Origin of the sequence: Sulfitobacter sp. 1A13496 (assembly GCF_043557225.1) — a bacterium.
Classification (GTDB): Bacteria; Pseudomonadota; Alphaproteobacteria; order Rhodobacterales; family Rhodobacteraceae; genus Sulfitobacter; species Sulfitobacter faviae.
In genome coordinates this window covers 422,906-448,945 of sequence record NZ_JBIFFP010000001.1, presented here as the reverse complement: position 1 = coordinate 448,945, position 26,040 = coordinate 422,906, and the positions used below count along the sequence as shown (strand labels likewise).

Below are 26,040 nucleotides of genomic sequence, written 5' to 3'. Positions count from 1 at the left end.
TAAGGGATGGCGACAGCTTATCGCTGAAGATTTGGAGTTACGAGCTCGCTGTACCGGTAGCATATTTCCTGGCGACCACCAGCTTTCTGTCGTTCCTGTGCGCAATAGCATTTTGTCACACATCTGTAGCGATGTCTCTCAAAGCTAAGGAGGGCGGTAAAATTCTTCTTTCGGGTTTTTCAACAAGCATTTACAGCCTAATTAAGAAGCCCGAAAACGAAGTCTCTCTCGGAATACCTCTATTCTCAAACTACTTTCTAAAAGAGGCTATCCCGATATCTTCGGTCATAGCGCTGTTTATGCTAGTAGGAGTCTTCTCAACTCTCATTCCCTTCGCCGCTATTCTTATGTTTATCTGTCGAGAAGAGTTTATTCTTCTTCAAAACTCTGAAGTAAACTATTTAGAAAGAACCGCTGTCGGAGCAGGCTTGGCTCTGACCGTCTTTAGCGCAGTGAGCATACTTCTATTTCACTTGCCAATGCCTATGCGAAAGAACATGGGCCAGATTAGGTGGAGTTTTCTTTGCCACCTTCCTGATGCGACCCGACATCCCCAAATTGATAGATGGTTGGATGATAACAATAGAGACAATTAGATCGTACATGCCAGCCGCATCTGTTCCGTATCCCATGCGCCTTTGCCGCATAGCCCCTTCCCTTCCCCCCATGGGGAAGGGGCTTCCACACAACGATAGGTCGGGACCGCGACAGCAGTTACCTGCATCGTTCGCGATTACCTCCCAACTTCCCCCTTGATCCGCCGCTCGCCCCGCGCCTAACTCACCCCATGATCCGCGCGCTTCTCCTCTGCCTCCTCCTCACCGCCTGCGGTCGGCCGTTGACGGAGAACGAACGCGCCTATCTCGACACCATCCACGGCCCCACGCTCGACTACAACCGCGTGCGCCTGCACGACGGCGCGCCCACCCGCGCCGTGACCTTCCGCCGCAAACCACGCCCGCGCACCACCTGCCGCGAGCGCATCCTGCCGCCGCAGGTGGGCGACATCGTCACCTCGAAACCCGCCGCCGTGGCGCTCTTCAACCACGTGCTCTTCGACAAGGATTGGTACCTTAAGGACTACCTGCCCGATCACCCCGACCGGATCGGGCTGCTCGCCGCGATGCTGCTGGCGCATGAGGCCACCCATGTCTGGCAGTGGCAGAACCGCAAGCTCACCGGTTATTCACCGCTGCGGGCGGCCAGCGAGCAGTTTACCAGCCCGGACCCCTACCTTTTCGAGGTCGACACCCAGCCGCGCTTTCTCGACTTCGGGTATGAACAGCAGGGCTCAATCGTCGAAGAATTCGTCTGCTGCCGCGCGCTGGCCCCTCAGGCGCCGCGCACCAAACGGCTGCATGCGATGCTCTCGGAGGTCATGCCCGTCGCCCCCCTGCCCCAGAGCCGCCCCTATGACGTGGGCCTGCCTTGGGACGGGGTCGAACTCGAAAACATCTGCGGCTAGGTCAGACCGGGGCGAGTTGCCCCGCCTCGAGCCGGATCTGGCGATCCATCCGCGCGGCCAGTTCGAGGTTATGCGTCGCAATCACGGCGGCCAGACCGGTGCCGCGCACCAGCGTCATCAGCGCCGCGAAGACCTGATCGGAGGTTGAGGGGTCAAGGTTGCCAGTCGGCTCATCGGCTAGCAACAGGCGCGGCTCGTTGGCCAGCGCACGACAGAAGGCCACCCGCTGTTGCTCGCCGCCCGACATGGCGGCGGGGCGGTGATCGGCGCGCTCGGCGATGCCGACCTCGGCCAGCAGCGCCCGCCCCCGCGCCTCGGCCGCGGACCGCGCGACACCATTGGCAAGCTGTGGCAGGACGATGTTCTCCAGCGCCGTGAACTCGGGCAGCAGGTGGTGGAACTGGTAGATGAAGCCCACGTCCGCGCGGCGCACGCCGGTGCGGCGGCGGTCGCTTTTGCCGGTCAGGTCATCGCCCGCGATCTCCACCGTCCCGCTGTCGGCGGTATCGAGAAGCCCCGCGATATGCAGAAGCGTCGACTTGCCCGCCCCGGAGGGTGCGACCAGCGCCACCACCTCGCCGGGTTCCACCGCAAGGTCGATGCTGCGCAGCACCTGCACCTCGTTTGGCTTGCCGGGGTTGTAGGCCTTGGAAATGCCGCTCAGGCGCAAGACGGGATCATTCATAGCGCAGGGCCTCCACCGGGTTCATCCGCGCCGCACGGCGGGCGGGAAAGATCGTGACGACGAACGACAGGCCGAGCGACAGCGCCACGGCCGAGAGCACATCGCCCAGTTGCAGCTTCGCGGGCAAAAAGTAGATGCCGCGGATCGAGGCGTCCCAGGCATTGCCGCCGCTGAGGTAGTTCACAAAGCCAAAGATCTGATCGACGTAAGTGGCAAACAGCACCCCCAGCACCACGCCCGCGGCGGTGCCGATGATGCCCGTGAAGGCCCCGCAGATGAAGAACACCCGCAGCACCGAGCCCTCAGACAGCCCCATGGTGCGCAGGATGCCGATGTCGCGGCCCTTGTTCTTGACCAGCATGATCAGCCCCGAAACGATGTTCATCGCCGCGATCAGCACCAATACGCTCAGGATCACGAACATCACCCGGTCCTCGATGTCGAGCGCCGAGAGGAAGGAGCTTGAGGCGTCGCGCCACGTCCAGACCTGCGCGCGCTCGCCCGCCGCCTGCATCAGCGCGGGCGCCATGGCATCCACCCCTTCCGGGTCTTCGACCATGACCTCCAGCTCATCGGCCACGCCCTCGCGGTTGAAAAAGCTCTGCGCCTCGGTGATCGGCAGGTAAACCCGTGTCTTATCAATGTCGTAGCGCCCGGCAGAGAAGATATAGACCACCTCATAGGCATTGACCCGCGGACTGGTGCCAAAGGCGGTCTTTACCCCATTGGGCGAGATCAGCTTGACGCTATCGCCGACCTGCACGCCCAAGGACTGCGCCACGCCGCTGCCGATGGCCATGCCCTCTTCAAAACGTGTGATGTCACCGAAAGAACGCTCCGAAGGCTGGATGCCGGGGATGGTCATCAAATCATCCGAAGCAATACCGAAAACCTCGACGCCCGCGTTCGACTGGCGGCGGTTGGCCATGACCTGTTGCCGCACCAGCGGGGCCACACGGGTCACGCCTTCGACGGCTGCCACCCGCTCGGCCATGGCCTCGTAATCGTCGATGGTGCGGTCGATCTGGCCGTTGGGCAGCACCTCGCCCATCGTGTAGACGGTGACATGGGCATTGGCCCCGAGGATCGTGTCGACGAACTCGGCGCGGAAGCCCGAGCGGACCGAGAGCGTGGCGATCAGCGCGAAGACCGCCAGCGTGATGCCGATAAGGCTGATCCACGTCATGACGCTGACGCCCCCTTCGGCGCGGCGGGCGCGCAGGTAGCGCCAAGCGATCATCCATTCAAAGGCCGCGAATGGGGCGGTGCGTGTGGGTTTGCTGGCCATGCGGGAAGGCTCCGGTCTGAGGTGCGCGCAACCTGAGGCTTTGCCCCAGCAGGGTCAAGAACGCAATGCCCGGCGGCGGCGGAAGCGCGCGGGCCATGTGGGCAGCCATAGCAGCAGGCGGGTGAGACTGGCCCCCGTGATGAGCCCCAAACCGGCGAAGAGCCATTCGGCACGGCTGCGCGGGGCGGTGGGGGCAAAGCCGCGCAGGGCGGCGCGCAAAGCTCCGGCATCCGGGCTGCGCCATAGCAGATAGCAGCGCAGGAAGGGGCCCGCTGATTGGAGCCTCGGCAATGTGGCCTCAAGCCACCCTTGCCGTTCGATGTTGCGGCGCAGGTCCAAGCCCCGGCGCTCTAGCAGCGCCGATCCGCGCAGCCGCGCCACGGCGTCTTCCCGCACCAGCCCTGCGGCCTGCGCGGCGGCATCGAAATCCGCCACGACTTTGGCGAGGCGCTGCTCCGCCGCCTCCAGTTGAAACACATAGGCCCGGGTGAACCCCGGGCCTTGTGCGGCAATGCCTGCGCTTACGATCCCACCGGCCAATGTCAGCGCCCGTAGGATCATCGCGGCCCTCAGACGATACCGGCGTAGATCTTGGCGATCTTCTCAACCGCCTGTTCTGGCGGCAGTTCCTCGCTCTCGCCTGTGCGGCGGCTGGTGAGTTCGACCACGCCATTCTTCAGCCCGCGCGGGCCGACGGTGATGCGCCATGGCAGACCGATGAGGTCCATCGTGGCGAACTTCATCCCCGCCCCGCCCTTGCGGTCGTCATAAAGCGGATCAAGACCCAGCGCCTTGAGGCTGTTGTAAAGTGCGGCACAGGCGGCGTCCGCCTCTGCATCGCCCTGTTTGAGGTTCACGATCCCCGCGTGGAACGGCGTCACCCCCTCGGGCCAGATGATGCCCTTGTCATCGTGGCTGGCCTCAATGATCGCGCCCAGCAGGCGGCTCACGCCGATGCCGTGGCTGCCCATATGCACCGGCACCTGTTTGCCGTCGGGGCCTTGCACCTTGGCGTTCATCGCGTCGGAATATTTGGTGCCGAAATAGAAGATTTGCCCCACTTCGATGCCGCGGGCGGTGCGCTGGCGCTCTTCGGGCACCTTGGCAAATACCTCCGGATCGTGGGTCTCATCCGTGCGGGCGTAGCGGGAGGTGAACTCCTCCAGCACCGCGCGGCAGGCGTCGTGATCATTGGGGTCGATCTCGCGGTCGCCGAAGGTCAGATCGGTGATCTCGCTGTCATAGAAAACCTCCGACTCGCCCGTTTCAGCCAGCACGAGGAACTCATGCGTGTCATCGCCGCCGATGGGGCCAGAGTCGGCGCGCATCGGGATCGCTTGCAGGCCCATCCGCTCATAGGTGCGCAGATAGCTGACCAGATGGCGGTTATAGGCGTGCAATGCGTCTTCTTTGGTGAGGTCGAAGTTGTAGCCGTCCTTCATCAGGAACTCACGCCCCCGCATCACGCCGAAACGCGGGCGAATCTCGTCGCGGAATTTCCACTGGATGTGGTAGAGCGTCAGCGGGAGGTCTTTGTAAGAGCCTACGTGGCTGCGGAAGATATCGGTGATCATCTCTTCGTTGGTGGGACCGTAAAGCATGTCGCGGTCCTGCCGGTCGCGGATGCGCAGCATCTCGGGGCCATAGGCGTCATAGCGGCCCGATTCCTTCCACAGGTCCGCCGATTGCAGCGTCGGCATCAGCATCGGAATATGGCCCACACGCTGCTGCTCTTGATGCACGATCTCTTCGACCTTGCGCAGCACCTTGTAGCCCAACGGCAGCCAAGAATAGATACCCGCGCTGGATTGCTTAATCATCCCCGCCCGCAGCATCAACCGGTGGCTGACGATCTGCGCCTCGGCAGGGTTTTCCTTCAGCACGGGCAGAAAATATTGGGACAGACGCATGGTGTTTCCTCATTGACGCATTGCCCCCTGACTAGTGCATGTCAAAGGGCGAGACAATCACATCGCTGGGGTCTGGCGGCCCGCTGGGCCAGTTCCACCGCTTACCCGTTCCGCGCCCCTGACGCGCGCGCCACCCGCAGCCAAGGCTTGAAACGAAACGCCACATGGGCGATGTGATGGCATTCCCTGCCGGAGAGCGCCATGGCCCTGCCAATCAGAGACCAATTGAAGTACTGGGGCATCGCGGCAGCGGTGTTCATGGTGGCGCTGTGGTTCATCGGCGATGTGATGCTGCCCTTCCTGCTGGGCGGGGCGATTGCCTATTTCCTTGACCCCGTGGCCGACCGGTTGGAGCGTTTGGGGCTCAGCCGCACCATGGCCACCGCCGTCATCACCGTGGTGGCGCTTTTGGTCTTCGTGCTGATGGCGCTTTTGGTGATCCCGACGCTGGTCAATCAGACCGTGAACTTGATCGAGACCGCGCCCAAGCTGACCCGTAATTTCACCGATTTCATCACCGACCGTTTCCCCTCTCTCTTGGACGATGATTCGACCCTGCGCACCTCGTTGACGACACTGGGCACCACCATTCAGGAACGCGGCGGGCAATTGCTGCAAACCGCGCTGGCCTCCTTTGCGTCGCTGATCAACGTCCTGCTATTGTTCGTCATCGTCCCCGTGGTCGCGGTGTACCTGCTGCTCGATTGGGACCGTATGGTCGCCGCCATCGACCGGCTGCTGCCGCGCGACCATGCCCCGATGATTCGCCAGTTGGCGCGCGAGATTGACGCGACGTTGGCCTCTTTCGTGCGCGGCATGGGCACGGTCTGCTTGATCCTTGGCACCTATTACGCCGTGGCGTTGATGCTGGTGGGGCTGCAATTCGGCCTCGTCGTCGGCTTTGTCGCCGGGCTGGTCACCTTCATCCCCTACCTCGGGGCATTGATCGGCGGGGCGCTGGCAATCGGTCTGGCGCTGTTCCAATTCTGGGGCGATTGGCTCTCCATCGGTCTCGTCGCGGGCATCTTCGTGCTGGGCCAAGTGGTCGAGGGCAATTTGCTGACACCAAAGCTCGTGGGTAATTCGGTCGGGCTGCACCCGGTCTGGCTGCTGCTGGCGTTGTCGGTCTTCGGCACGCTTTTCGGCTTCGTGGGACTGCTGGTCGCGGTGCCCGTGGCCGCCGCCATCGGGGTGATCGCGCGTTTCGCCACGGCGCGCTACCGCGAAAGCGTGCTCTACAAAGGCCGCGAGCCTGAAACGACCGTCGACGAGGACATCCGCTAACATGGCCCACCAACTCGGGTTGAACCTGCCCAGCCGAACGGCTCTGGGCCGCGACGCTTTTTTTGTCGCCCCCTCCAACGCCATGGCCATGGCGATGATCGACGGCTGGCGCGGTTGGGCGGGCGGCAAGCTGGCGCTGACCGGGCCGCAGGGCTCAGGCAAGACGCATCTGACGCATGTCTGGGCAGACCTTTCGGGCGCGCGGATCATCAGTGCGGCGGACCTGCTGGAGGCTGACATTCCCGCCCTCGCCCGTGGTCCCGTGGCGGTGGAGGATGTGCATCTGATCGCCGGAGACGCGGCAGCGCAAACGGCGCTGTTCCATCTGCACAACCTCGTGCTGGCCGAAGGTCAGGCGCTGCTGCTCACCGGCACCGGGCCGGTGGCGCATTGGGGCCTTACGCTGCCCGATCTGGTCAGCCGGATGCGCGGTGCCACGATGGTCGAGATGGAGGCGCCCGACGATGCGCTGCTCTCGGCCCTGCTGGTCAAACTGCTGGCCGACCGGCAGTTGACGCCCAAGCCGGAGCTGATCAACTACCTCATGACCCGAATGGACCGGTCCTTTGCCGCTGCAATCGCGCTGGTCGACCGGCTGGATGCCGCCAGCCTTGCGCAGAAGCGCCCCCTGACCCGCGCACTGGCCGCGCAGGTGCTGGACATCGCCCCGCCGCGCACGTGATACTGGAATAATTAACGCAAGCCTTCGCAAACCCGTTACATTCCAATGTCATGAGGCCCGCATGACCCAAGCCGATTTCCTGCAAGCGCCCTTTCCGCCCGCCACCGATCTGCCCGATCTCGACACCACTGGGCCGGGCCGGTTCTTTAACCGTGAGCTGAGCTGGCTCGACTTCAACTGGCGCGTGCTGGAAGAGGCCGAGAACCCGCGCGTGCCGCTGTTGGAACGGCTGCGCTTCCTGTCGATCTCGGCCACCAACCTCGATGAATTCTATACCGTGCGCGTGGCGGGCCTGCGCGAGCTTGCGCAGGCGGGCAACACCACCGCCGCCGCCGATGGGCTGAGCCCCGGCGAGCAACTGGTGTTGATTAACGAAGACGCGCGCAATCTGATGATGTCCCAGCAACGGGTGCTGGTCGACCTCATGGCCGAGATGGACGCGCAGAACATCATGCTGGAGCGCACCGCCGACCTGACCGAGGCGGATTACAAACATCTCGAAGGGGTCTTCCTCAACCAAGTCTTTGCCGTGCTCTCGCCGCTGGCGATCGACCCCGCGCACCCCTTCCCCTTCATTCCCAACACCGGCTACGCGCTGGCGCTGCAACTAGAGCGCACCCGCGATAAACGCCCGCTACAGGCGCTGCTGCCGATCCCGGCGCAGATCGACCGTTTCGTGCCCCTGCCCGCCCCCGATGGCAGCCTGCGCTATCTGCCGCTTGAAGATCTGCTGATCATCAATATTCCCAACCTCTTTCCGGGCTACAAACTCAAGGCGCATTTCGAATTTCGCGTGCTGCGCGACAGCGATCTTGAGGTGGAGGATGAGGCCGAAGACCTCGTGCGGGAATTCGAAGTCGCGCTAAAACGCCGCCGCCGGGGCGAGGTCGTGCGACTGACCCATTCCGCAGGCGCGCCGGAAAAGCTGAAGTCCGTCGTCATGCGCGAGCTTTGCGTGCGCCCCCAAGACGTGATCGAGATCGACGGCATGTTGGGCATCGCCGACCTGTCAAAACTGGTGACCGACGCCCGGCCTGACCTGCTCTGGCCGCAGTTTACCCCCCGCGTGCCTGAGCGCGTCAGCGACCATGACGGCGATATGTTCGCGGCGATCCGGCAGAAAGACATGCTGCTGCACCACCCTTACGAGACCTTCGACATGGTGGTGCGTTTCCTTGCCCAAGCGGCGCGGGATCCGGATGTGGTTGCGATCAAGCAGACGCTCTACCGCACCTCGCGCGACAGCCCCATCGTCAGCGCGCTTTGCGAAGCGGCAGAGGATGGCAAATCGGTCACTGCGCTGGTCGAGCTGAAGGCCCGCTTTGATGAGGCTGCCAACATCCGCCAATCGCGCCGGTTGGAGCGGGCGGGCGCGCATGTGGTCTACGGCTTTCTCGACCTCAAGACCCATGCCAAGATCTCGACCGTGGTGCGCCGCGAGGGTGACCAACTGGTGACCTATACCCACTACGGCACCGGCAACTACCACCCGATCACCGCGCGGATTTATACGGACCTGTCGCTCTTTACCTGCGACTCGAGCCTTGGGCGCGATGCGACGAAAGTGTTCAATTTCCTGTCGGGCTACGCCCCGCCGGAGCAGTTGGAAAACCTCGCCATCTCCCCCACGACGCTGAAGCCGCGCCTGCTTGAGATGATCCGCGCCGAGGCCGAACATGCCCGCGCCGGACGCCCCGCTGTGATCTGGGCCAAGATGAACGCGCTCATTGACGCCGAGGTGATCGACGCGCTGTATGACGCCAGCCAAGCCGGGGTGGAAATCAGCCTCGTCATTCGCGGCATCTGCGGGCTGCGCCCCGGGGTGAAGGGGCTGTCGGACAACATCCGCGTCAAATCCATTATCGGGCGTTTTTTGGAACACAGCCGCATCGTCTGTTTCGGCAATGGCCATGGGCTGCCGCACAAGAAGGCACGGGTCTTCATGTCTTCTGCCGACTGGATGGGCCGCAACCTCAACCGCCGGGTCGAGACGTTGGTCGAGATCGAAAACCCCACCGTCAAGGCGCAGATCACCAGCCAGATCATGGCAGCCAATCTGGCTGACGTGGCGCAAAGCTGGGTCATGGGGCCGGATGGCAAATTCACCCGCCCGGCGATCCCCGAAGGCACTTTCGCCTTCAACTGCCACCGCTTTTTCATGGAAAACCCCTCGCTTTCGGGCCGGGGCAGTGCCGGGGCCTCGGATGTGCCCAAGCTGACCCATACCGAGGATTGACCGGCAAGCCCCCTTTGGCAATTGACCTCACCGCCCCCCTGCGCCAATTATCCAGTGAAACGGATGGCCCGCAGGAGCATTGATGGCAGACCAGACCGACCCTTCCCGAGCCGCCCCCGTCCCTGAGACGGGCGTGGCGGAATTGGGCCTTTTCGGAAAACCCTTGTTTCAGGATCCGGGCGCGCGGGCGCTGGCCCGCGTCGGCGTGGTGGATGTGGGGTCGAACTCCGTCCGGCTGGTGGTCTTTGACGGCGCGGCGCGCTCTCCGGCCTATTTCTACAACGAAAAGATCATGTGCGCCTTGGGTGCGGGCATGGCCGAGACCGGGCATCTATCCCCCGAAGGGCGCGCCCGCGCGCTCTCGGCCCTGCGGCGGTTCAGCAAATTGGCCGATGGCATGGGCCTGTCGGAACTTACCGTCGTCGCCACGGCGGCGGTACGCGATGCCAGTGACGGGCGCGCCTTTTGCGCCGATGTGCTGCGCGAAACCGGGTTGCGCATCTGGGTGATCGACGGCGAGGAAGAGGCGCGGCTCTCGGCGCAAGGGGTGCTTTTGGGCTGGCCCGGCGCTTACGGCCTTGTCTGCGACATCGGCGGCTCTTCGATGGAGCTTGCCGAAATCTCGGGCGGGCGCGTCGGGCGGCGGGTCACCTCGCAGCTTGGCCCGCTCAAGCTGCGCGACCTCAAGGGCGGGGCCAAGGGGCGGCACGCGCATATCAAAGAGGTCATCACCGGGCTTCAGGAAAAGATGGGCAGCCAGCGCGACCGGCTGTTCCTCGTGGGCGGCTCATGGCGGGCAATAGCACGGATCGACATGTACCGCCGGGGCTATCCGCTGCATGTGCTGCATGAATACCGCATGACCGTGACCTCGGTGCGCGAGACGGTGAAGTTCATCCAAACTTCCGACCTTGAGGAATTGCGCAATGCCTGCGGCGTCTCCGCCAGCCGGATGTCGCTGGTGCCCTACGCCGCCGAGGTGCTGAGCCGTCTGGTCAAGACCTTTCGGCCCAAGGACATCGCCATTTCCAGCTACGGCATCCGCGAAGGCATGCTTTATGAGCAGATGCCGCAGCGCCTGCGCGACCGGGATCCGCTGATCGAAGCCTGCTATTTTGCCGAGGCGAAGGACGCGCGGATGCCCGGTTTCGGCAAGGTGCTTTATAACTTCATCCTGCCGCTCTACCGCTCTGCCCCCCACGCCCGTAGGCGTTTGGTCAAAGCAGCCTGCCTGTTGCACGACGTAAGCTGGCGCGCGCATCCCGACTACCGGGCTGAGACCTGTTTCGACAATGCCACCCGCGCCAATCTCGGCGGCCTGAAACACGCCGAACGCATCTACCTCGGGCTGGCCCTGCTGCACCGTTATTCCAACAAGCGTGAAAACACGCGTTTCGAAGACCTCTATGAAATGGTCGATGAAAAGACCCGGTTGGAGGCCGAAATCCTTGGCAAAGCCATGCGCTTTGGTGCGATGCTCTGGATGGACAAGGGCGAACAGCGCGGCGAATTGCGCTGGTTCCCCAAGAAGAAGCAATTGGAACTATGGCTCACCCCCGACATGGTCCCCCTTTTCGGAGAGGTCGCAGAGGCGCGGCTGAACTCACTCGCCAAATCGCTTGAGGCAGAGGTGCATGTTCGGACCGGCAAACGCGCCGCGCGTTAAAGCTCGATCTGCGGCGCGGGTTCGGTTGGGGTCTCAGGCGGGACCATCGGGTGATCGGGCTTGCGGCGGATGATGATATCGCCATTGGGCTGCATCTCGGGCGCTTGATAGGCGCTCCAATCCTCGACCTCGTCCAAAAGCTCCGTAAGCTTCGGCCCCATCTCCCGCGCGAAGTCACGCAGCGCGGGGCGCATGGCTTCGCTGAACCCTTCAAACCCCTCCATGACCGGGCCCATCTCATCCATGATCCCGTCCATGAACATCTGCGCGCCGCGCTCCATCAGGCCGAGGCCGCGTTCTTCGGATTCTTCCTGCGCATGGGCTGCGAGGGGCAGCACCGTACAAAGGGCGATAAGGGGCATAAAGCGTGTCATGAGATTGAGGTAGGTGGCGCCGCGCGCATGTCCAGTCTTACGCCACGCCGCTGGCAGCCCCCCGCCTAAAGATCGACATCCAGCGTGACTGGGAAGTGATCCGAGGCGGCCAGCAGCGCGTCGCGCAGGGCGACGTCTTGCCAGCAGGCCGGATCGTCCATCGGGTGCCAGATCCGCCAACGGGCCGCGCGGGCGGCGATCTGCGGGCTGACCATGATGTAGTCCAGCAGCGCCTGAAGATAGCGTTCCTCCGGCGCGATCCAGAAACGCGCGCTGGTCGGCGCGGCCCCCAAACGGCGGCTGAGCGCCTGTTTAGCATGAGGATCGAACAGCGCCGCCGCCCCCTGCCCTAGCACGATCTCGACCGAGGACCGCCCGAAGAGGCTTTCGAATTCATCCAGCCCCGGCCCGTCGTTCAGATCGCCCAAGACCATCACGGGCCGTTCCGCCGCCAAATGCATGTCGATCCGTCGCCTGAGCCAGATCGCCTGCGCCAATTGCTTGCGCCGGTTGGCGATGGCGATGCGCAGCACATCGGCCTTTGACTTGGCCCCATGGGGCGCTTTGGATTTGAGATGCGCGCCGATCATCTGGAAGGTGAAACCGGCCTGCGTGGTCACCTCCAACTCCAAGGGCGGTTTGGAAAAGACCACCGCGTCTTCCGTCGCATCCACGTCAAGGTCGATCCGCAGCGTCTGGTCAAAGCGCGGGGCATGCGCGGCACCCTGCGGCACATGGCGGGCGCTAAGCTTGTCGGGGTCATAGAGCAGCGCGATCTCTTGCTCGGTGTCGTTGGAAAACCCCATGACGGCGGCCCGCGTGCGCAGGGAAAACCGCGCGGCAAAATGCTCAAGCGCCGCCACGGTGGATTGCCGCCGCCCGTGGTTCGGCGCTTCAATCACCATGACCGCATCGGCATCCAGCGCGCTGAGCACTTGGCCCAAAGCCGCCGTCTGCTGCGCACGGGTCACCCCGTGCCGCCCGGCCCAAGCGTCATCGTCGTAAAGCCGGTTGTCATTGTCAAAAAGGCTCGCGAACCACTCAACATTGTAGGTCGCGATGCGCATCACGCGTGTTTGCCCGAGAGCGTTTCCCATGCGCGGTTGATGTCGATCATGCGTTTCTCGGCCATCTTAATCGCCTCTTGCGGCAGCCCGCGCGCCACCAGCGCGTCGGGATGGTTCTCGCGCACCAGTCGCCGCCACGCGCGGCGGGCCTCTTCCAACGTCGCATTGGGGCCGATGCCCAGAACCGTGCGCGGCAGGGGCGAGCTATCCGGCACGAAACGCGCCTTGAGCGAGGCGAAAGCCTCTTCATCCATGCCGAAAATCGCGGCAACATCCTCAAGAAAGGCGTTCTCGTTGGGATGGTAGATGCCATCGGCCATCGCGATGTGAAACAGCCCCTCCATCAGGTCATGCAGGGTCTGGGGCTGGTCGCTGAACATCCGCGCGATGCGGCGGGCGTAATCCTCGAAACCGGTCACGTCTTGGCGGGCAAGGTTAAAGACCCGCGCCGCCCCTTCCTGATCCGCCTCGGCGATCTGGAACACTTCGCGAAAGGCGGTCACCTCATCGCGGGTCACCAGCCCATCGGCTTTGGCCATCTTGGCGCCAAGCGCGATCACCGCGATGGTAAAGGCGACCGAGCGCTCGCGCGGGCTGCGCAGCCGGTCAAAGACAGCCGACAGCCCCTCGCCCGCGGTGAGGGCTGACAGAGCTTCGGAGATGCGCGTCCAGATCGACATGGGCTGACCCTTTGGTATTCGGCCCCCAGCTTAACCGCTGGCATCGGGGAAGTCAGGATGCAGTCAGCGTTTTTTGCATCAAGATGAGATCGAGCCATTGGCCATGTTTGCGCCCCACCTCGGGCATCCGCCCGACCTGCGCAAAGCCCAGTTTTTCATGGAATGTCACAGCACCCGGATTGGCGCTGCTGATCGCGGCGACCATGGTGTGGCGGCCCTGTGCCGCTGCCGCCTCTATGGCCTGTGTCATCAGGTCGCGGCCCAGCCCCTGCCCCTGCGCTGCCTCGGACAGGACGATGCTATGCTCCACCGTCGCGGCATAGCCCGGCCCGCCCCGAAAGCTGCCATAGGTGACAAAGCCAAGCACCGCGCCCTCCCCTTCGGCCACCCAAAAGGCACTGGCGCGGGCGGCGATCAGCGCCGCAATCTCCTCCGGCGTCTTTTCCTCGGTGGTGAAGGTCGACAGGCTGTCGCGGATCATACCGTTCCACAGCGCCGCCACGGCGGCGGCATCCTGCGCCACGGCGGGGCGGATCACGCCGTCCTTCCGGGCGGCGCTCCCGTCTTCTGGCATCACTTCCGCGTCTCGCGGATCAGCTTCAGGATGTCCTGCGCGGCGGTTGGGATATTGGTGCCGGGACCAAAGATCGCCTTCACGCCCGCGTCTTGCAGGAACTTGTAATCCTGCTGCGGGATCACCCCGCCGCAGATCACGAGGATATCCTCTGCGCCCGCATCCTTCAGCGCCTGAATAAGCTGCGGCGCCAGTGTCTTGTGCCCCGCGGCCTGACTTGAGATGCCGATGACATGCACGTCGTTGTCCACGGCGTCCTGCGCGGCCTCGGCAGGGGTCTGGAACAGCGGCCCCACGTCCACGTCAAAGCCGATGTCGGCGAATGCAGTGGCGATCACCTTGGCACCGCGGTCGTGGCCGTCTTGACCCATCTTGACCACCAACATGCGCGGGCGGCGGCCCTCGGCCTCGGCAAACTCATCGACCGACTTTTGGATGTCGGCAAAGCCCGCGTCGCCCTCGTAGGCCGCGCCATAGACGCCTGAGAGCGTCTTGACCTCGGCCCGATGCCGTCCGAATTCCTTTTCCATCGCCATGCTGATTTCCCCCACTGTGGCGCGTGCGCGCGCGGCCTCGACCGCGGCGTCAAGCAGGTTGCCGCCCTCGGCCGCCCGCCGTGTCAGTTCCGCCAAGGCGGCGGTGCAGGCCTCTTCGTCGCGCTCGGCGCGGATGCGCTCCAGACGCGCCACCTGTCCTGCGCGCACCTTGACGTTGTCGACGTCGAGAATGTCGATCGGCTCTTCCTTGTCGCGGCGGTACTTGTTGACGCCCACGATCACCTCGGTGCCGCGGTCGATCCCCGCCTGTCGCTGGGCCGCGGCTTCCTCGATCCTGAGCTTGGGCATGCCCGAGGCCACCGCCTTGGTCATGCCGCCCATCTCCTCGACTTCCTCAATGAGCTTCCACGCCGCTTCGGCCAGATCGGCGGTCAGTTTCTCAACGTAATACGACCCCGCCAGCGGGTCGACGACATTGGTGATGCCGGTCTCTTCCTGCAGGATCAGCTGGGTGTTGCGGGCAATGCGCGCGGAATGGTCGGTCGGCAGGCCGATGGCCTCGTCGAGCGAGTTGGTGTGCAGCGATTGCGTGCCGCCCAGCACCGCCGAGAGCGCCTCGTAAGCCGTGCGCACCACGTTGTTGTAGGGATCCTGCTCGGCCAAGCTCACGCCGGAGGTCTGGCAATGGGTGCGCAGCATCGAGGACTTGGGGTTCTTCGGCTCGAACTCCTCCATCACCCGCGACCACAGGAGGCGCGCGGCGCGCAGCTTGGCAGCCTCCATGAAGAAGTTCATGCCGATGGCGAAGAAGAACGACAGCCGCGGCGCGAAGCGGTCCACGTCCATACCCGCCGCAATCGCCGTGCGCACGTATTCGCGCCCGTCCGCGATGGTGAAGGCCAGTTCCTGCACGAGGTTCGCCCCCGCCTCCTGCATGTGGTAGCCCGAGATCGAGATCGAGTTGAACTTCGGCATGTGGTCCGAGGTATATTCGATGATGTCCCCGATGATCCGCATCGACGGTTCCGGCGGGTAGACATAGGTGTTGCGCACCATGAATTCCTTGAGGATGTCGTTCTGGATCGTGCCCGAGAGCTTGGCCCGGTCATGCCCCTGCTCTTCGCCCGCGACGATAAAATTGGCGAGGATCGGGATCACCGCGCCGTTCATGGTCATGGAGACCGAGACCTGATCGAGCGGAATGCCATCGAAGAGGATCTTCATGTCCTCGACGCTGTCGATGGCCACGCCCGCCTTGCCAACGTCGCCCTCCACGCGGGGATGGTCACTGTCATAGCCGCGGTGGGTGGCGAGGTCGAAGGCGACGGAGACACCCTGCTGGCCTGCCGCCAAGGCACGGCGGTAGAAGGCGTTGGATTCCTCGGCCGTGGAGAAACCCGCATACTGCCGGATCGTCCAAGGGCGGCCCGCATACATCGTCGCCTTCACGCCGCGCGTAAACGGCGCCTCGCCGGGGATGCTGCCGAGATGCTCCAGCCCGTTCACGTCCTCGGCGGTGTAGAGCGGCTGGACGTCGATCCCCTCCAGCGTTTTCCACGTCAGATCGTCAAGGCTGCGCCCACGCAATTCGCCGGTAGCCAGTTCCTGCCAACGCGCCTTCGCGTCCTTTTGGTCGGATGTCATATGCTTGTCCTTCTCCCTTAGCGCCCGGCGGCAGGCATCGGCCTGCGCAACTGTGACGGCTGAATTGTCAAAGGCCGCGCCCTTAGGGGGATAAATCCCCCCTGCGGCGCTTTGCCCTTCGCAAACTGGCACAGGCCCCCTATATTTGAGGGGACAGGAGCCTTGATGAAACGTTTGATCTCACTAGTTTTTGCAGGATTGATGACCACGGCGGCCATGGCCCAAGGGGCCGATGCCCCGGTGGAGGATCCGTTGTTCCTGCCTGCCGATATGGCCGATCTCAGCACCTTCCAATGGACCAAACGGCCCGTGCTGGTCTTTGCCAATTCCGAGAACGACCCCGCCTTCGTCGCGCAGATGGAATACCTCCGCGAGCGTGAGGATGAGTTGCGCCTGCGCGATGTCGTCGTGCTGACCGATACCGACCCCGCCGCGCGAAGTCCGCTGCGGCTGCGGATGCGCCCGCGTGGTTTCATGCTGGTGCTGGTCGACAAGGAAGGCCAGATCGAGCTCCGCAAACCCTTCCCTTGGGACGTGCGCGAGATCACCCGCAGCATCGACAAGATGCCGCTCAGGCAGCGGGAGATCAGAGAGGCGAAAGAGCGCGACGTCATCCGCTGATGCCCCGCGCCCTGCCCGCCCTGATCGCCCCCGCTTCGCACCCTATTCGAACTCCATGATCACATCGTCCACCGCAAGGCTGTCGCCCGCACCGGCGTTGACCTTGCTGACGACGCCCTTCTTCTCCGCGCGCAGGATGTTTTCCATCTTCATCGCCTCGATGGTGCAGAGCGCTTGGCCCTCCTGAACCTCGTCGCCCACTTCGACGTCGAGCTTCACCACCAGACCCGGCATCGGGCAGAGCAGCATTTTCGATGTGTCAGGCGGCAGCTTTTCAGGCATCAGGGCCGCCAGTTCCGCCTGACGCGGCGTGCGGACATGGACCTTCAGGTCCGCACCGCGGGTGCGGATGCGGAAGCCGCCTGAGATTTTGCCGACCTTCAGCACCAAAGGCGCGCCATCGACGGTCATCTCGGCCAGTTGGTCGCCCGGGGTCCAATCGCCGCTGACCCGCATTTCACTGCCGTCAGAGAAAGCCACCGTCGCCCCTTCGGGATCGGCCTTGGTGACAACATCAAAGTTCTCACCCTGAAGCTTCACGTTCCAGTCGCTGCCGACTTTGCGCTCGTGGTTGTCCATCCGGCCCGAGACGCGGGCGCGGCGGATTTCGCCAACGCGGTGCATGGCGGCACAGGCGGCGGCGATGCGGCGCAGCTCGCTCTTCGGTAGGGTCACGCCTTCGAAACCATCGGGGTATTCCTCGGCGATGAAGGCGGTGGTCATCTCGCCAGAGACGAACTTGGGGTGATCCATCACGGCGCTGAGGAACGGCAGGTTGTGTCCGATGCCCTCGACCTCGAAACTGTCGAGCGCCACGCGCATTTTCTCGATCGCCTCGGCGCGCGTCGGCGCCCATGTGCAGAGCTTGGCGATCATCGGGTCGTAATACATCGAGATCTCGCCGCCCTCGTAGACGCCGGTGTCGTTGCGCACGGCCATGTCACCGGCGGGCGCGTCGCCCTGCCATGTGCCCTGCTCCAGAAGCGGCCCCGCGGCCACCTCCTGCGGCGGGCGGTAGCGGGTCAGACGGCCGATGGAGGGCAGGAAGCCGCGGTAGGGATCCTCGGCGTAGAGCCGGTTCTCAATGGCCCAGCCGGTCAGCGTCACATCGCCTTGCGTGATCGACAACTTCTCGCCATTGGCCACGCGGATCATCTGCTCCACCAGATCGACGCCGGTGATCAGCTCGGTCACCGGGTGTTCCACCTGCAGGCGGGTGTTCATCTCGAGGAAGTAGAAGTTCTTGTCGCCGTCGACGATGAATTCCACGGTGCCCGCGCTGGTGTAGCCCACGGCCTGCGCCAGTGCGACGGCCTGTTCGCCCATCGCGCGGCGGGTCTCTTCGTCAAGGAAGGGGCTCGGCGCCTCTTCGACCACCTTCTGGTTGCGCCGCTGGATCGAACACTCCCGCTCGCCCAGATAGATGCCATTGCCGTGGCTGTCGCAAAGCACCTGAATTTCGATGTGGCGCGGCTGGGTCACGAATTTCTCAATGAAGATACGGTCATCGCCGAAGGAATTCGCGGCCTCGTTCTTGGACGATTGGAAACCCTCGCGCGCTTCCTCGTCGTTCCAGGCGATCCGCATGCCCTTGCCACCACCGCCGGCGGAGGCTTTGAGCATCACCGGGTAGCCGATCTCATTGGAGATCTTCACCGCTTCCTCGGCGTCTTCGATCAGCCCCATGTAGCCCGGCACGGTGGAAACCCCGGCCTCTTTGGCGATCTTCTTGGAGGTGATCTTGTCGCCCATCTTCTCGATGGCCCCTTTCGGCGGGCCGACGAAGGCCACGCCAGCGGCCTCCAGCGCCTCGGCGAATTTGCTGTTTTCGCTCAAGAAACCATAGCCCGGATGCACCGCCTGCGCGCCGGATTGCTTGATCGCCTCCATCACCTTGTCGATGACGATATAGGACTGGTTCGCCGGGGGCGGGCCGATGTGAATGGCCTCATCCGCCATTTCCACATGCAGCGCCTGTGCGTCCGCATCGGAATAGATCGCCACGGTGGTCAGACCCATTTTCTTGGCGGTCTTGATCACGCGGCAGGCGATTTCGCCCCGGTTGGCAATGAGGATCTTGTCAAACATCAGCAGTTCCTTTGACGGTGACAGGCCACGCAAAATGCCGCGTCAGCCGGAACTGCGCGGGTGCCTGTAGGGTAAGGTTGGAAAGGGGAGCCGCCCTGCCGATTGGAGGGCAAAGCGGCTATTGCGGCGTGATCAGTTACACTTGCCGGGGTTGAGTTGGCAGTAGCCGACGTTGGCTGCAGCGCCGATTGCTGCGCCCTGCGCGAGCGACCCGCCTGTGACGGCTGCCGCACCTGCGCCGACGGCTGCGCCGCCCAGACCCTGCTCGCCGATGTTGTCACCGCATGCGGCCAGACCGGCTGTCGCGCCAAGCGCGAGAATGATGTTACGAATGGACATGTGCCTGTTCCTTCACTGCTATCTACTATCCGACCAACGCCCTGCCGTTTGACAAGTTCCCGGTCGGTTTTTCGGTCTGCTGCCCTGTGGCGCGAAAACCACCCTTTCGAAAAGTCGGGCAGCCCCGCACCAGCGCGCGACTGCCCGATAGGGGAAGGGGTATGGTCTTCATGTCCAACGGCACGAAGGACAAATGATGTGCCGCTAGCCAAGGCAAGCTTGGCCCAAGCCCGCAGCAGCGCCAAGCCTGCGCCAGCCCCGGAGGGAACTTCGGCAAAGCCATGCTGATCTGTGAACAGGCGCGGCGACATCATGCCGATCAATCCTCGAAAGCTTCGGGAAAGGCGGCGCGGGCGGCGGCCACGTCGAGCACCAACAGCGCTTCGTAATCGGCAGGATCGAAAGGATCGGTCGCAGGCAGAACCTCACGGCCAAAGAGCCATGACAGGCGGCCCGCATCCAGATTGCCACGCTCGAAAGGATGTTCGCCAAAGGCTTCCCAGAGGGCTTTGACAAAAGCGGTATCGGCGCGGCGGTCCGGGGCCCGGCGATCGGGACGACGTTCACGCCGGGTGATGGGCGTGACCCCTTTGGGGTTCGGACGGCGAATTGTGAATTGGAAATCGGTGCCGGGCAGACGCCCGGGGAACCCGCGGTGTTTTAGCATATAGGCGGGCATCAGACACCCCTCCCGGTTGCAGGGGTGGCTGGGATCAGGGCAGGCGCAAACGCCTGCCCTGCAACGGCATTACTTGTACTTGCCGGTGTAGACGGGCTCAACCGAGATGGGCTCGGGCTCAACCACGACGTACTCTTCTTCTTGCTGTGCGCAGGCCGAAACCGCTGCGACGAAACCGATAGCTGCCAGCAACTTGATGCTCTTGGACATGTATATCTCCTATTAATGTTAAATGAACCTGACACGACAACACGCCGGCCAAGCCCAGGTTCTGAGGTAAGGGATACGTGGGTATTCCTTGACCGCATCATATGCGATTCACATGGCAATGGATACGGTTGCAAGTGCAATCGGTCGCGTTGTGACTCCAAAGCATCATTCCAATCCGAGGATCGGCGGATTCTTGCAAGATATTGCCTGCGCATCACAAACCCTCCCAAATGCAGGTGTCATCCTGCGCCCGGAAAGCTTCGAAATACTGGGTCGCCTCGGGGTCGGCCGCGCCGAATTCCACCGGACGGTCGGCGAGGGAGACGACGATCACCTGCCCCGCCAGCGCATGTTCAGTCATGTAAGGAAGTGCGACGACCGCGCAGAGATGTTCCATATCCGGCGCGGCGCGGTCATAGGCGATGGCCCCCGGCCCTTTGGCAATCTGCGGCGCAATGAAACGGAAGCGAAGCCAAGTCTCACCGCCGAGTTCCTCGACCAAGACCTCTTGCAGGTCAACTGTTTGTCCAGATGGGACATCAATGGCCCGCGCGGGGGCTGCAAGCCCGACCGCCAGCAGGGCTGGCAGCCAGGCTCGGCGCAGAAGAGCGCCTAGTGGTTGCGCAGCGCGTCGATCAGCGCGTCCTTGTCCATGTCCGAGCGCCCTTCGATCCCGAGCTCCTGCGCCCGGTCGTAGAGATCGTCCTTGGTCCAATCCTCGTAGGGCGGCTGCTTGCCCCCCTTCTGGCCGGGATGCTGGCTGTCGTTGGCCTGCGCATTGGCGATGCGGGCGGCTTTCTCCTTGCTCGCCCCATCCTCGCGCAGGGACTTGTAGGTCTCTTCGTCCTTGATGGATGAATTCGGCATGATCCGGTCCTCCTTTGTAAGGAAAACCACCCAGCCCGCCGAGGGTTCCGCGCGCGGCCGTCCTGGGATCGGTATTTGAGAAAGGATGAAGCTGCATGATGGCGCTCAGAGCGGGATGTTGTCGTGTTTCTTCCACGGGGTCTGCACTTTTTTGTTGCGCAGAGAGGCGAAGGCGCGGGCGACCCGTTTGCGGGTGCTGCGGGGCTGGATCACCTCGTCGATGAAGCCACGTTCGGCGGCCACGAAGGGATTGGCGAAACGATCCTCGTAATCCTTGGTGTGTTTGGCGATCTTTTCGGGGTCGTTCAGATCCTTGCGGTGGATGATCTCGGTTGCGCCCTTGGCGCCCATCACGGCGACTTCGGCGGTGGGCCAAGCGTAGTTGAAATCCGAGCGCAGGTGTTTTGAGGCCATCACGTCATAGGCGCCGCCATAGGCTTTGCGCGTGATGACGGTGACCATCGGCACCGTCGCCTCGCCATAGGCGAAGAGCAGTTTCGCGCCGTGTTTGATGACGCCGCCGAATTCCTGACCGGTGCCGGGCAGGAAGCCGGGCACGTCGACGAGCGTGAGGATCGGAATTTCGAAGGCATCGCAGAAGCGCACGAAACGCGCCGCTTTGCGCGAACTGTCGATGTCGAGGCATCCGGCCAGCACCATCGGCTGGTTGGCCACCACGCCGACGGTACGCCCCTCAAGACGGATGAAACCGGTGATGATGTTCTTGGCGAATTCCTCTTGGATTTCGTAAAAGTCGCCCTCATCCGCCAGTTTGAGGATCAATTCCTTCATGTCATAGGGGGTGTTGGCGTTCGACGGGACCAGCGTGTCGAGCGAGGGCTCGATCCGGTTGGGATCGTCGAAGAAGGGGCGGACCGGTGGTTTCTCGCGGTTGTTGGCGGGCAGCAGATCGACGAGGCGGCGCACCTCGGCCAATGCCTCAACATCGTTCTCGAAAGCCGCGTCGGCGACGGAGGATTTGCGCGTGTGGGTCGTGGCGCCGCCCAGCTCTTCGGCGGTGACGACTTCGTTGGTGACGGTTTTCACCACGTCCGGACCGGTGACGAACATATAGGAGCTGTCTTTGACCATGAAGATGAAGTCGGTCATCGCGGGCGAATAGACCGCCCCGCCCGCGCAGGGGCCCATGATGACACTGATCTGGGGGATCACGCCGGAGGCTTCGATGTTGCGCTGGAAGACCTCGGCATAGCCTGCAAGGCTGGCCACACCTTCTTGGATCCGCGCGCCGCCGGAATCGTTGATGCCGATCACCGGGGCGCCGTTTTGCACTGCCATGTCCATGATTTTGCAGATTTTCTGGGCATGGGTTTCAGAGAGCGAGCCGCCGAAGACGGTGAAATCCTGACTAAAGACATAGACGAGGCGGCCGTTGATCGTGCCCCAGCCGGTGACCACGCCATCGCCCGCGGGCTTTTGATCCTGCATGCCGAAATCGGTGCAGCGGTGGGTGACGAACATGTCGAATTCCTCGAAGGAGCCTTCGTCGAGCAGCAGATCGACCCGCTCCCGCGCGGTGAGCTTGCCGCGGCCGTGCTGCGCATCGATCCGTGCCTGACCGCCGCCCAAACGCGCATCTTCGCGACGCCGCTCCAGTTGTTCGAGAATGTCTTTCATGACGCACCCCTATTGTGATTTCGACCAGTCTACCGGAGGAGCGCAACTGACCAAAGCGCAATTTTGCAAATTTGCAAAATCAATACATGCGTGGTGAAGCAAAATGAAAAGTTGCAAAACAATCTAGTTAACATGGACATTTCCCATACCCGCGACTACTTGCATTTGCATGAGCGATATCCCCCGGGTCCGGTATTTAGACCGGACGACCCCGCCCCATATTTCAACGCTGATCCTGCTGGCCGGGCTTTCGGCCATGGTCATGAACATCTTCCTGCCCAGCTTGCCGAAGATGGCAGAGCATTTCGGCACGGATTATGCGGTGATCCAGCTTTCGGTGCCGCTCTACCTGTTCTTCAGCGGGATACTGCAAATCTTCATCGGGCCGATTTCGGACAACCTCGGGCGGCGGCGGGTGATGCTTTGGGGCTTGGGCATCTTTTTCGTGGCCACGGTCGGCTGTCTGCTGGCGCCGAACATCGCCGTGTTTCTGGTATTCCGCATGGCGCAGGCTGTGATCGCCACGGGCATGGTGCTGAGCCGTGCGGTGATCCGCGACCTTTATACTCAGGACGAATCGGCCTCCATGATCGGCTATGTGACCATGGGCATGGCGCTGGTGCCGATGATCAGCCCCGCCTTGGGCGGTTTGCTGGAGCAGGGTTTCGGCTGGCAGGCTTCCTTCTGGGCGATGCTTATCCTTGGCGGGCTGGTCTTTTGGGTGGCTTGGGCAGATTTGGGCGAAACCGCCCGGGCCAGCGGCAAATCGCTGCGCCAGCAGTTCGGCGAATACCCCGAGCTGCTCCGCTCGCCGCGGTTTTGGGGCTATGCGCTGGCCACGGGTTTTTGCTCGGGCGCCTTCTTTGCCTATCTCGGCGGCGCGCCCTTCGTGGGCACCGTGGTCTTCGGGATGGAGCCTGCGGTGCTGGGCCTCTATTTCGGCGCGCCCGCAATCGGCTATTTCATCGGCAACTTCGTCACCGCGCGGACGGCGACCCGGTTTGGCGTCAATACGCTGGTGCTTTGGGGCTGCATTTCCAATGCCGTGGGTGGCACGGTGTCGCTGCTGATCTTCCTTGCAGGATACGGCTCCCCGCTCAGCTTTTTCGGGCTGATGACGCTGGTGGGGCTGGGCAACGGGCTCTGCATTCCCAATGCCACCGCCGGGATGCTGTCGGTGCGCCCGCATTTGGCGGGCACAGCCTCCGGGCTGGGCGGGGCGATCATGATCGTCGGCGGCGCGGCCTTGAGCGCGCTGGCGGGCGCCCTGCTCACCCCCGAAACCGGGGCCTATCCGCTGTTGTGGCTCATGCTGCTGACGGCCATCGCCTCGGTCGCCTCCATCTGGGTGGTGATCCAGCGAGAGAAAGCCTTGGGGCTCTAGGCCCACGCTCTCCGCACTTGTGACCCCGGCTTTGCAAAGCTAGGCTGCACCCGACTGCAAAGTTGCAAAGGCGCGCGGATGGCGATCCAGAAACTCTATGCCGGTGTGAAACTGCGTGAGACCCGTACCCGCGCGGGGCTGACGCAGAAAGACTTCGCCGCCCGGTTGGGCGTCTCCTTGCCCTATCTCAACCAGATGGAGAACAACAACCGGCCTGTCAGCACCAATGTCGTGCTCGCCTTGGCGTCGGAGTTCAGGCTGGATGTAACCGAGCTTTCCAGCGGCGATGGGGAGCGGTTGGTCAGCGATCTGCGCGAGGCGCTGGCCGATCCGATTTTCGCCGGAAAGGCACCCCCAGTGGCCGATCTGCGCCTTACCGCCTCCAACGCGCCGGGGCTGGCACATGCCTTTCTCGCGCTGCATCAAAGCTACCGACAGGTGCATGAACGGCTGGCCTCGCTGGACGAAGCCCTGGGGCGCGAAGATGCCCGTGCGATGCCCTCCCCTTGGGAAGAGGTGCGGGACTTCTTTCACTATTGCGACAATTACATCGACGCGGTCGACCGTGCGGCAGAGCACTTTGCGACCCGCGAAGGCAGTGGCAGTGACACGCGGGCGACCGCGGCGCGTGCGCTTGAGAGCGCCGGGGTGCGCGTGGTTTTTGAGGATGACGACCGGCTGCGCGCCTATGATCCCGCGCGCAAAGTGCTGCATCTATCGGCCCGGGCGGCACCTGAGACCCAGACCTTTCAGATGTTGTTGCAGGTAGCGCTGACCCAGCAGGACGCGCTGTTGGAGGCGACGCTGGACCTCGCCCGCTTCCACGGCGCCGCGGCGCGGGATATCGCAAAGATTGGGCTGGCCAATTATTTCGCCGGGGCGGCCCTCTTGCCCTATGGGCGGTTTTTGCAAAAGGCGCAGGACTGCCGCCATGATCTGGAGGTGCTGGCCGGGCATTTCGGTGCCTCGATCGAGCAGGTGGCGCATCGGCTGTCGACAATGCAGCGCCCCGGCGCGAAGGGGGTGCCCTTCTTCTTCGTCCGGGTCGATCAGGCGGGAACAATTACCAAACGCCATTCCGCCACCCGGCTGCAATTCGCGCGTTTCGGCGGCGCCTGCCCGCTTTGGAACGTCCACCGCGCCTTTGAGACGCCGGGGCGGTTCCTGCGGCAACTGGCCGAGACGCCGGATGGGGTGCGCTATATCAGTTTGGCGCGGGACATCTCGAAACCGGCGGGGCGGTTTGGCGCGCCAGTGCGGCGCTACGCGATTTCACTGGGCTGCGAGGTGCGCCATGCGCCCGCGCTGGTCTATGCCGATGGGATGGATGTCACCCGCAGCGATGCCTTTGAACCGATTGGCATTTCCTGCCGGATTTGCGAACGCCGGGATTGCCATCAACGCTCCGTCCCGCCGCTAGAGCGGCAGTTGGTGGTCGACCCGCATCTGCGCGACACCCTGCCCTACCGGGTGGAGTGATCAGCGCCGCGCACGCCGCCAACCCGCGCCGCGCGCCTCGGCTTCGGAACAGAACCAACGCTCCCCTTTGCGGGTGCTGATGCGGGTGCGGCTGTAAAATTCCTGCCCCGGCATATGGTAAATCTTGACCCCCTTGGCGCTGATATTGCCTTTGATCTGGCAGCTCCCCTCGGGCCGGGCAGGCTCGGACCCGCTGCGGCGGGTCACGCGGTAGCGGGCGGGGGAAACCGTCTTGAACCCATGAATCCCACGGCCCGCGACAAAGGCGGCCTTCTCATCCAGATCATAGTCCATCGAATATTTCCGATAGGCAAAGGCCAGCCCGTCACGCACCAGCGCCTGCCCCACGTCAACGTTGCCCACATGGCAGCGGGCGACAATGCGATCATAGCGGTCGCGGTCCAGTGCCTCACAATGCGCGTCGGCCCCTTGGTATCTGTCGCGCACCTCCCTCGTTGTCCAATCTCCGCAGGCCCAAGCCTGCCCGCCCTCTGTCTCGCAGGTCTGGCTGGACTCGAGCGCATCAATACCATGCAAGCGGATGCGCGTACCGCCGAGATCGAAAGTATCCCCGTCGATCACGCGGACCACACCCGAGACGGTCTGCGCCCCCGCCGATCCAGTTGCGAGACTCAGTGTCAGACTGAGAGCGAAAAGTGAACAAATCCTTAACATGAGGCAGG

25 protein-coding genes are annotated in these 26,040 nt (G+C 63.3%); 8 read left to right on the top strand and 17 right to left on the bottom strand.

The features are described from left to right. Nucleotides 1–787: 787 nt before the first annotated feature. Nucleotides 788–1,465: a hypothetical protein gene (locus ACGYLX_RS02240; RefSeq protein WP_394447114.1), complete on the top strand. Its 678-nt coding sequence runs from the start codon at nucleotides 788–790 to the stop codon at nucleotides 1,463–1,465. A gap of 1 nt (nucleotide 1,466) precedes the next feature. On the opposite strand, the gene ACGYLX_RS02235 is transcribed toward ACGYLX_RS02240, so the two are convergent. The 4 genes from ACGYLX_RS02235 to proS are packed head-to-tail and all read right to left on the bottom strand — an operon-like array spanning nucleotide 1,467 to nucleotide 5,348. Further along, on the bottom strand, nucleotides 1,467–2,150 hold the full coding sequence (locus ACGYLX_RS02235) for an ABC transporter ATP-binding protein (RefSeq protein ID WP_394447112.1): 684 nt from the start codon (nucleotides 2,148–2,150) through the stop codon (nucleotides 1,467–1,469). Next, nucleotides 2,143–3,438 carry a lipoprotein-releasing ABC transporter permease subunit gene (locus ACGYLX_RS02230; RefSeq protein ID WP_394409915.1) on the bottom strand — a complete coding sequence of 432 codons (1,296 nt, stop codon included), beginning with the start codon at nucleotides 3,436–3,438 and terminating at the stop codon, nucleotides 2,143–2,145. Before ACGYLX_RS02230 ends, ACGYLX_RS02235 begins: the two co-directional genes overlap by 8 nt. A 54-nt stretch (nucleotides 3,439–3,492) precedes the next feature. Beyond that, the gene (locus ACGYLX_RS02225; protein ID WP_394447110.1) at nucleotides 3,493–3,999 is read right to left on the bottom strand and encodes a DUF2937 family protein; all 507 of its coding nucleotides are present in this window, start codon (nucleotides 3,997–3,999) and stop codon (nucleotides 3,493–3,495) included. 8 nt (nucleotides 4,000–4,007) lie between these two features. Beyond that, nucleotides 4,008–5,348 carry a proline--tRNA ligase gene (gene proS, locus ACGYLX_RS02220; protein ID WP_394447108.1) on the bottom strand — a complete coding sequence of 447 codons (1,341 nt, stop codon included), beginning with the start codon at nucleotides 5,346–5,348 and terminating at the stop codon, nucleotides 4,008–4,010. Nucleotides 5,349–5,549: 201 nt separating this feature from the next. Between proS and ACGYLX_RS02215 the strand changes: the two genes are divergently transcribed. The 4 genes from ACGYLX_RS02215 (at nucleotide 5,550) to ACGYLX_RS02200 (ending at nucleotide 11,216) form a co-directional block, all read left to right on the top strand. Beyond that, nucleotides 5,550–6,632, top strand: a complete 1,083-nt coding sequence (locus tag ACGYLX_RS02215; protein WP_394447106.1) for an AI-2E family transporter — start codon at nucleotides 5,550–5,552, stop codon at nucleotides 6,630–6,632. Between the two features lies 1 nt (nucleotide 6,633). Beyond that, on the top strand, nucleotides 6,634–7,314 hold the full coding sequence (locus ACGYLX_RS02210; RefSeq protein WP_394414854.1) for a chromosomal replication initiator DnaA: 681 nt from the start codon (nucleotides 6,634–6,636) through the stop codon (nucleotides 7,312–7,314). Nucleotides 7,315–7,375: 61 nt separating this feature from the next. Next, nucleotides 7,376–9,550 carry an RNA degradosome polyphosphate kinase gene (locus tag ACGYLX_RS02205; protein WP_394414857.1) on the top strand — a complete coding sequence of 725 codons (2,175 nt, stop codon included), beginning with the start codon at nucleotides 7,376–7,378 and terminating at the stop codon, nucleotides 9,548–9,550. An 82-nt stretch (nucleotides 9,551–9,632) separates the two neighbouring features. Then, nucleotides 9,633–11,216 carry a Ppx/GppA family phosphatase gene (locus ACGYLX_RS02200; protein WP_209219044.1) on the top strand — a complete coding sequence of 528 codons (1,584 nt, stop codon included), beginning with the start codon at nucleotides 9,633–9,635 and terminating at the stop codon, nucleotides 11,214–11,216. Here ACGYLX_RS02200 and ACGYLX_RS02195 read toward each other — a convergent pair. From ACGYLX_RS02195 to scpA, 5 genes are all read right to left on the bottom strand, one after another. After that, a complete protein-coding gene (locus ACGYLX_RS02195) occupies nucleotides 11,213–11,578 on the bottom strand; it encodes a hypothetical protein (RefSeq protein ID WP_394422635.1) in 366 nt (121 codons plus the stop codon). The genes ACGYLX_RS02200 and ACGYLX_RS02195 overlap by 4 nt on opposite strands. Before the next feature lie 77 nt (nucleotides 11,579–11,655). Beyond that, complete coding sequence (locus ACGYLX_RS02190; protein ID WP_394447103.1) at nucleotides 11,656–12,657, bottom strand: endonuclease/exonuclease/phosphatase family protein; 1,002 nt, start codon at nucleotides 12,655–12,657, stop codon at nucleotides 11,656–11,658. Next, entirely contained in the window at nucleotides 12,657–13,337 is a 681-nt protein-coding gene (locus ACGYLX_RS02185) for a TerB family tellurite resistance protein (RefSeq protein WP_394447101.1), read from the bottom strand. Before ACGYLX_RS02185 ends, ACGYLX_RS02190 begins: the two co-directional genes overlap by 1 nt. Before the next feature lie 52 nt (nucleotides 13,338–13,389). Then, nucleotides 13,390–13,911, bottom strand: coding sequence for a GNAT family N-acetyltransferase (locus tag ACGYLX_RS02180; RefSeq protein ID WP_394447100.1), 522 nt, complete (start codon nucleotides 13,909–13,911; stop codon nucleotides 13,390–13,392). After that, a complete protein-coding gene (gene scpA, locus ACGYLX_RS02175; RefSeq protein WP_394447099.1) occupies nucleotides 13,911–16,052 on the bottom strand; it encodes a methylmalonyl-CoA mutase in 2,142 nt (713 codons plus the stop codon). The genes ACGYLX_RS02180 and scpA overlap by 1 nt, the downstream gene beginning before the upstream one ends. A gap of 165 nt (nucleotides 16,053–16,217) precedes the next feature. Here scpA and ACGYLX_RS02170 point away from each other — a divergent pair, with 165 nt between their 5' ends. Then, entirely contained in the window at nucleotides 16,218–16,673 is a 456-nt protein-coding gene (locus ACGYLX_RS02170) for a DUF4174 domain-containing protein (RefSeq protein ID WP_394447097.1), read from the top strand. A gap of 42 nt (nucleotides 16,674–16,715) precedes the next feature. On the opposite strand, the gene ACGYLX_RS02165 is transcribed toward ACGYLX_RS02170, so the two are convergent. The 7 genes from ACGYLX_RS02165 to ACGYLX_RS02135 form a co-directional block, all read right to left on the bottom strand. Then, entirely contained in the window at nucleotides 16,716–18,761 is a 2,046-nt protein-coding gene (locus ACGYLX_RS02165) for an acetyl-CoA carboxylase biotin carboxylase subunit (protein WP_394447095.1), read from the bottom strand. Nucleotides 18,762–18,893: 132 nt separating this feature from the next. After that, nucleotides 18,894–19,100, bottom strand: a complete 207-nt coding sequence (locus ACGYLX_RS02160; protein ID WP_067261646.1) for a hypothetical protein — start codon at nucleotides 19,098–19,100, stop codon at nucleotides 18,894–18,896. 319 nt (nucleotides 19,101–19,419) lie between these two features. Next, the gene (locus ACGYLX_RS02155; protein WP_067261657.1) at nucleotides 19,420–19,767 is read right to left on the bottom strand and encodes a hypothetical protein; all 348 of its coding nucleotides are present in this window, start codon (nucleotides 19,765–19,767) and stop codon (nucleotides 19,420–19,422) included. An 81-nt stretch (nucleotides 19,768–19,848) separates the two neighbouring features. Further along, entirely contained in the window at nucleotides 19,849–19,989 is a 141-nt protein-coding gene (locus ACGYLX_RS02150; protein ID WP_168613065.1) for a hypothetical protein, read from the bottom strand. Nucleotides 19,990–20,203: 214 nt separating this feature from the next. Continuing rightward, nucleotides 20,204–20,704, bottom strand: a complete 501-nt coding sequence (locus ACGYLX_RS02145) for a DUF6497 family protein (protein WP_394416605.1) — start codon at nucleotides 20,702–20,704, stop codon at nucleotides 20,204–20,206. After that, nucleotides 20,602–20,856: a Rho termination factor gene (locus ACGYLX_RS02140; protein WP_271687933.1), complete on the bottom strand. Its 255-nt coding sequence runs from the start codon at nucleotides 20,854–20,856 to the stop codon at nucleotides 20,602–20,604. Before ACGYLX_RS02140 ends, ACGYLX_RS02145 begins: the two co-directional genes overlap by 103 nt. A gap of 105 nt (nucleotides 20,857–20,961) precedes the next feature. Further along, on the bottom strand, nucleotides 20,962–22,494 hold the full coding sequence (locus ACGYLX_RS02135; RefSeq protein ID WP_168612268.1) for an acyl-CoA carboxylase subunit beta: 1,533 nt from the start codon (nucleotides 22,492–22,494) through the stop codon (nucleotides 20,962–20,964). Nucleotides 22,495–22,663: 169 nt separating this feature from the next. Between ACGYLX_RS02135 and ACGYLX_RS02130 the strand changes: the two genes are divergently transcribed. Beyond that, nucleotides 22,664–23,878 carry a multidrug effflux MFS transporter gene (locus tag ACGYLX_RS02130; RefSeq protein WP_394447093.1) on the top strand — a complete coding sequence of 405 codons (1,215 nt, stop codon included), beginning with the start codon at nucleotides 22,664–22,666 and terminating at the stop codon, nucleotides 23,876–23,878. 78 nt (nucleotides 23,879–23,956) lie between these two features. Then, entirely contained in the window at nucleotides 23,957–25,357 is a 1,401-nt protein-coding gene (locus ACGYLX_RS02125) for a short-chain fatty acyl-CoA regulator family protein (RefSeq protein ID WP_394447091.1), read from the top strand. On the opposite strand, the gene ACGYLX_RS02120 is transcribed toward ACGYLX_RS02125, so the two are convergent. Next, nucleotides 25,358–26,032, bottom strand: coding sequence for a thermonuclease family protein (locus ACGYLX_RS02120; protein ID WP_394447089.1), 675 nt, complete (start codon nucleotides 26,030–26,032; stop codon nucleotides 25,358–25,360). Nucleotides 26,033–26,040: the final 8 nt, after the last annotated feature.

Bases quoted from the DNA above. Each gene is read 5' to 3' on its own strand.
- ACGYLX_RS02240 (WP_394447114.1), top strand. From the start codon at position 788: ATGATCCGCGCGCTTCTCCTCTGCCTCCTCCTCACCGCCTGCGGTCGG.
- ACGYLX_RS02235 (WP_394447112.1), bottom strand. From the start codon at position 2,150: ATGAATGATCCCGTCTTGCGCCTGAGCGGCATTTCCAAGGCCTACAAC.
- ACGYLX_RS02230 (WP_394409915.1), bottom strand. From the start codon at position 3,438: ATGGCCAGCAAACCCACACGCACCGCCCCATTCGCGGCCTTTGAATGG.
- ACGYLX_RS02225 (WP_394447110.1), bottom strand. From the start codon at position 3,999: ATGATCCTACGGGCGCTGACATTGGCCGGTGGGATCGTAAGCGCAGGC.
- proS (WP_394447108.1), bottom strand. From the start codon at position 5,348: ATGCGTCTGTCCCAATATTTTCTGCCCGTGCTGAAGGAAAACCCTGCC.
- ACGYLX_RS02215 (WP_394447106.1), top strand. From the start codon at position 5,550: ATGGCCCTGCCAATCAGAGACCAATTGAAGTACTGGGGCATCGCGGCA.
- ACGYLX_RS02210 (WP_394414854.1), top strand. From the start codon at position 6,634: ATGGCCCACCAACTCGGGTTGAACCTGCCCAGCCGAACGGCTCTGGGC.
- ACGYLX_RS02205 (WP_394414857.1), top strand. From the start codon at position 7,376: ATGACCCAAGCCGATTTCCTGCAAGCGCCCTTTCCGCCCGCCACCGAT.
- ACGYLX_RS02200 (WP_209219044.1), top strand. From the start codon at position 9,633: ATGGCAGACCAGACCGACCCTTCCCGAGCCGCCCCCGTCCCTGAGACG.
- ACGYLX_RS02195 (WP_394422635.1), bottom strand. From the start codon at position 11,578: ATGCCCCTTATCGCCCTTTGTACGGTGCTGCCCCTCGCAGCCCATGCG.
- ACGYLX_RS02190 (WP_394447103.1), bottom strand. From the start codon at position 12,657: ATGCGCATCGCGACCTACAATGTTGAGTGGTTCGCGAGCCTTTTTGAC.
- ACGYLX_RS02185 (WP_394447101.1), bottom strand. From the start codon at position 13,337: ATGTCGATCTGGACGCGCATCTCCGAAGCTCTGTCAGCCCTCACCGCG.
- ACGYLX_RS02180 (WP_394447100.1), bottom strand. From the start codon at position 13,911: ATGCCAGAAGACGGGAGCGCCGCCCGGAAGGACGGCGTGATCCGCCCC.
- scpA (WP_394447099.1), bottom strand. From the start codon at position 16,052: ATGACATCCGACCAAAAGGACGCGAAGGCGCGTTGGCAGGAACTGGCT.
- ACGYLX_RS02170 (WP_394447097.1), top strand. From the start codon at position 16,218: ATGAAACGTTTGATCTCACTAGTTTTTGCAGGATTGATGACCACGGCG.
- ACGYLX_RS02165 (WP_394447095.1), bottom strand. From the start codon at position 18,761: ATGTTTGACAAGATCCTCATTGCCAACCGGGGCGAAATCGCCTGCCGC.
- ACGYLX_RS02160 (WP_067261646.1), bottom strand. From the start codon at position 19,100: ATGTCCATTCGTAACATCATTCTCGCGCTTGGCGCGACAGCCGGTCTG.
- ACGYLX_RS02155 (WP_067261657.1), bottom strand. From the start codon at position 19,767: ATGCTAAAACACCGCGGGTTCCCCGGGCGTCTGCCCGGCACCGATTTC.
- ACGYLX_RS02150 (WP_168613065.1), bottom strand. From the start codon at position 19,989: ATGTCCAAGAGCATCAAGTTGCTGGCAGCTATCGGTTTCGTCGCAGCG.
- ACGYLX_RS02140 (WP_271687933.1), bottom strand. From the start codon at position 20,856: ATGCCGAATTCATCCATCAAGGACGAAGAGACCTACAAGTCCCTGCGC.
- ACGYLX_RS02135 (WP_168612268.1), bottom strand. From the start codon at position 22,494: ATGAAAGACATTCTCGAACAACTGGAGCGGCGTCGCGAAGATGCGCGT.
- ACGYLX_RS02130 (WP_394447093.1), top strand. From the start codon at position 22,664: ATGAGCGATATCCCCCGGGTCCGGTATTTAGACCGGACGACCCCGCCC.
- ACGYLX_RS02125 (WP_394447091.1), top strand. From the start codon at position 23,957: ATGGCGATCCAGAAACTCTATGCCGGTGTGAAACTGCGTGAGACCCGT.
- ACGYLX_RS02120 (WP_394447089.1), bottom strand. From the start codon at position 26,032: ATGTTAAGGATTTGTTCACTTTTCGCTCTCAGTCTGACACTGAGTCTC.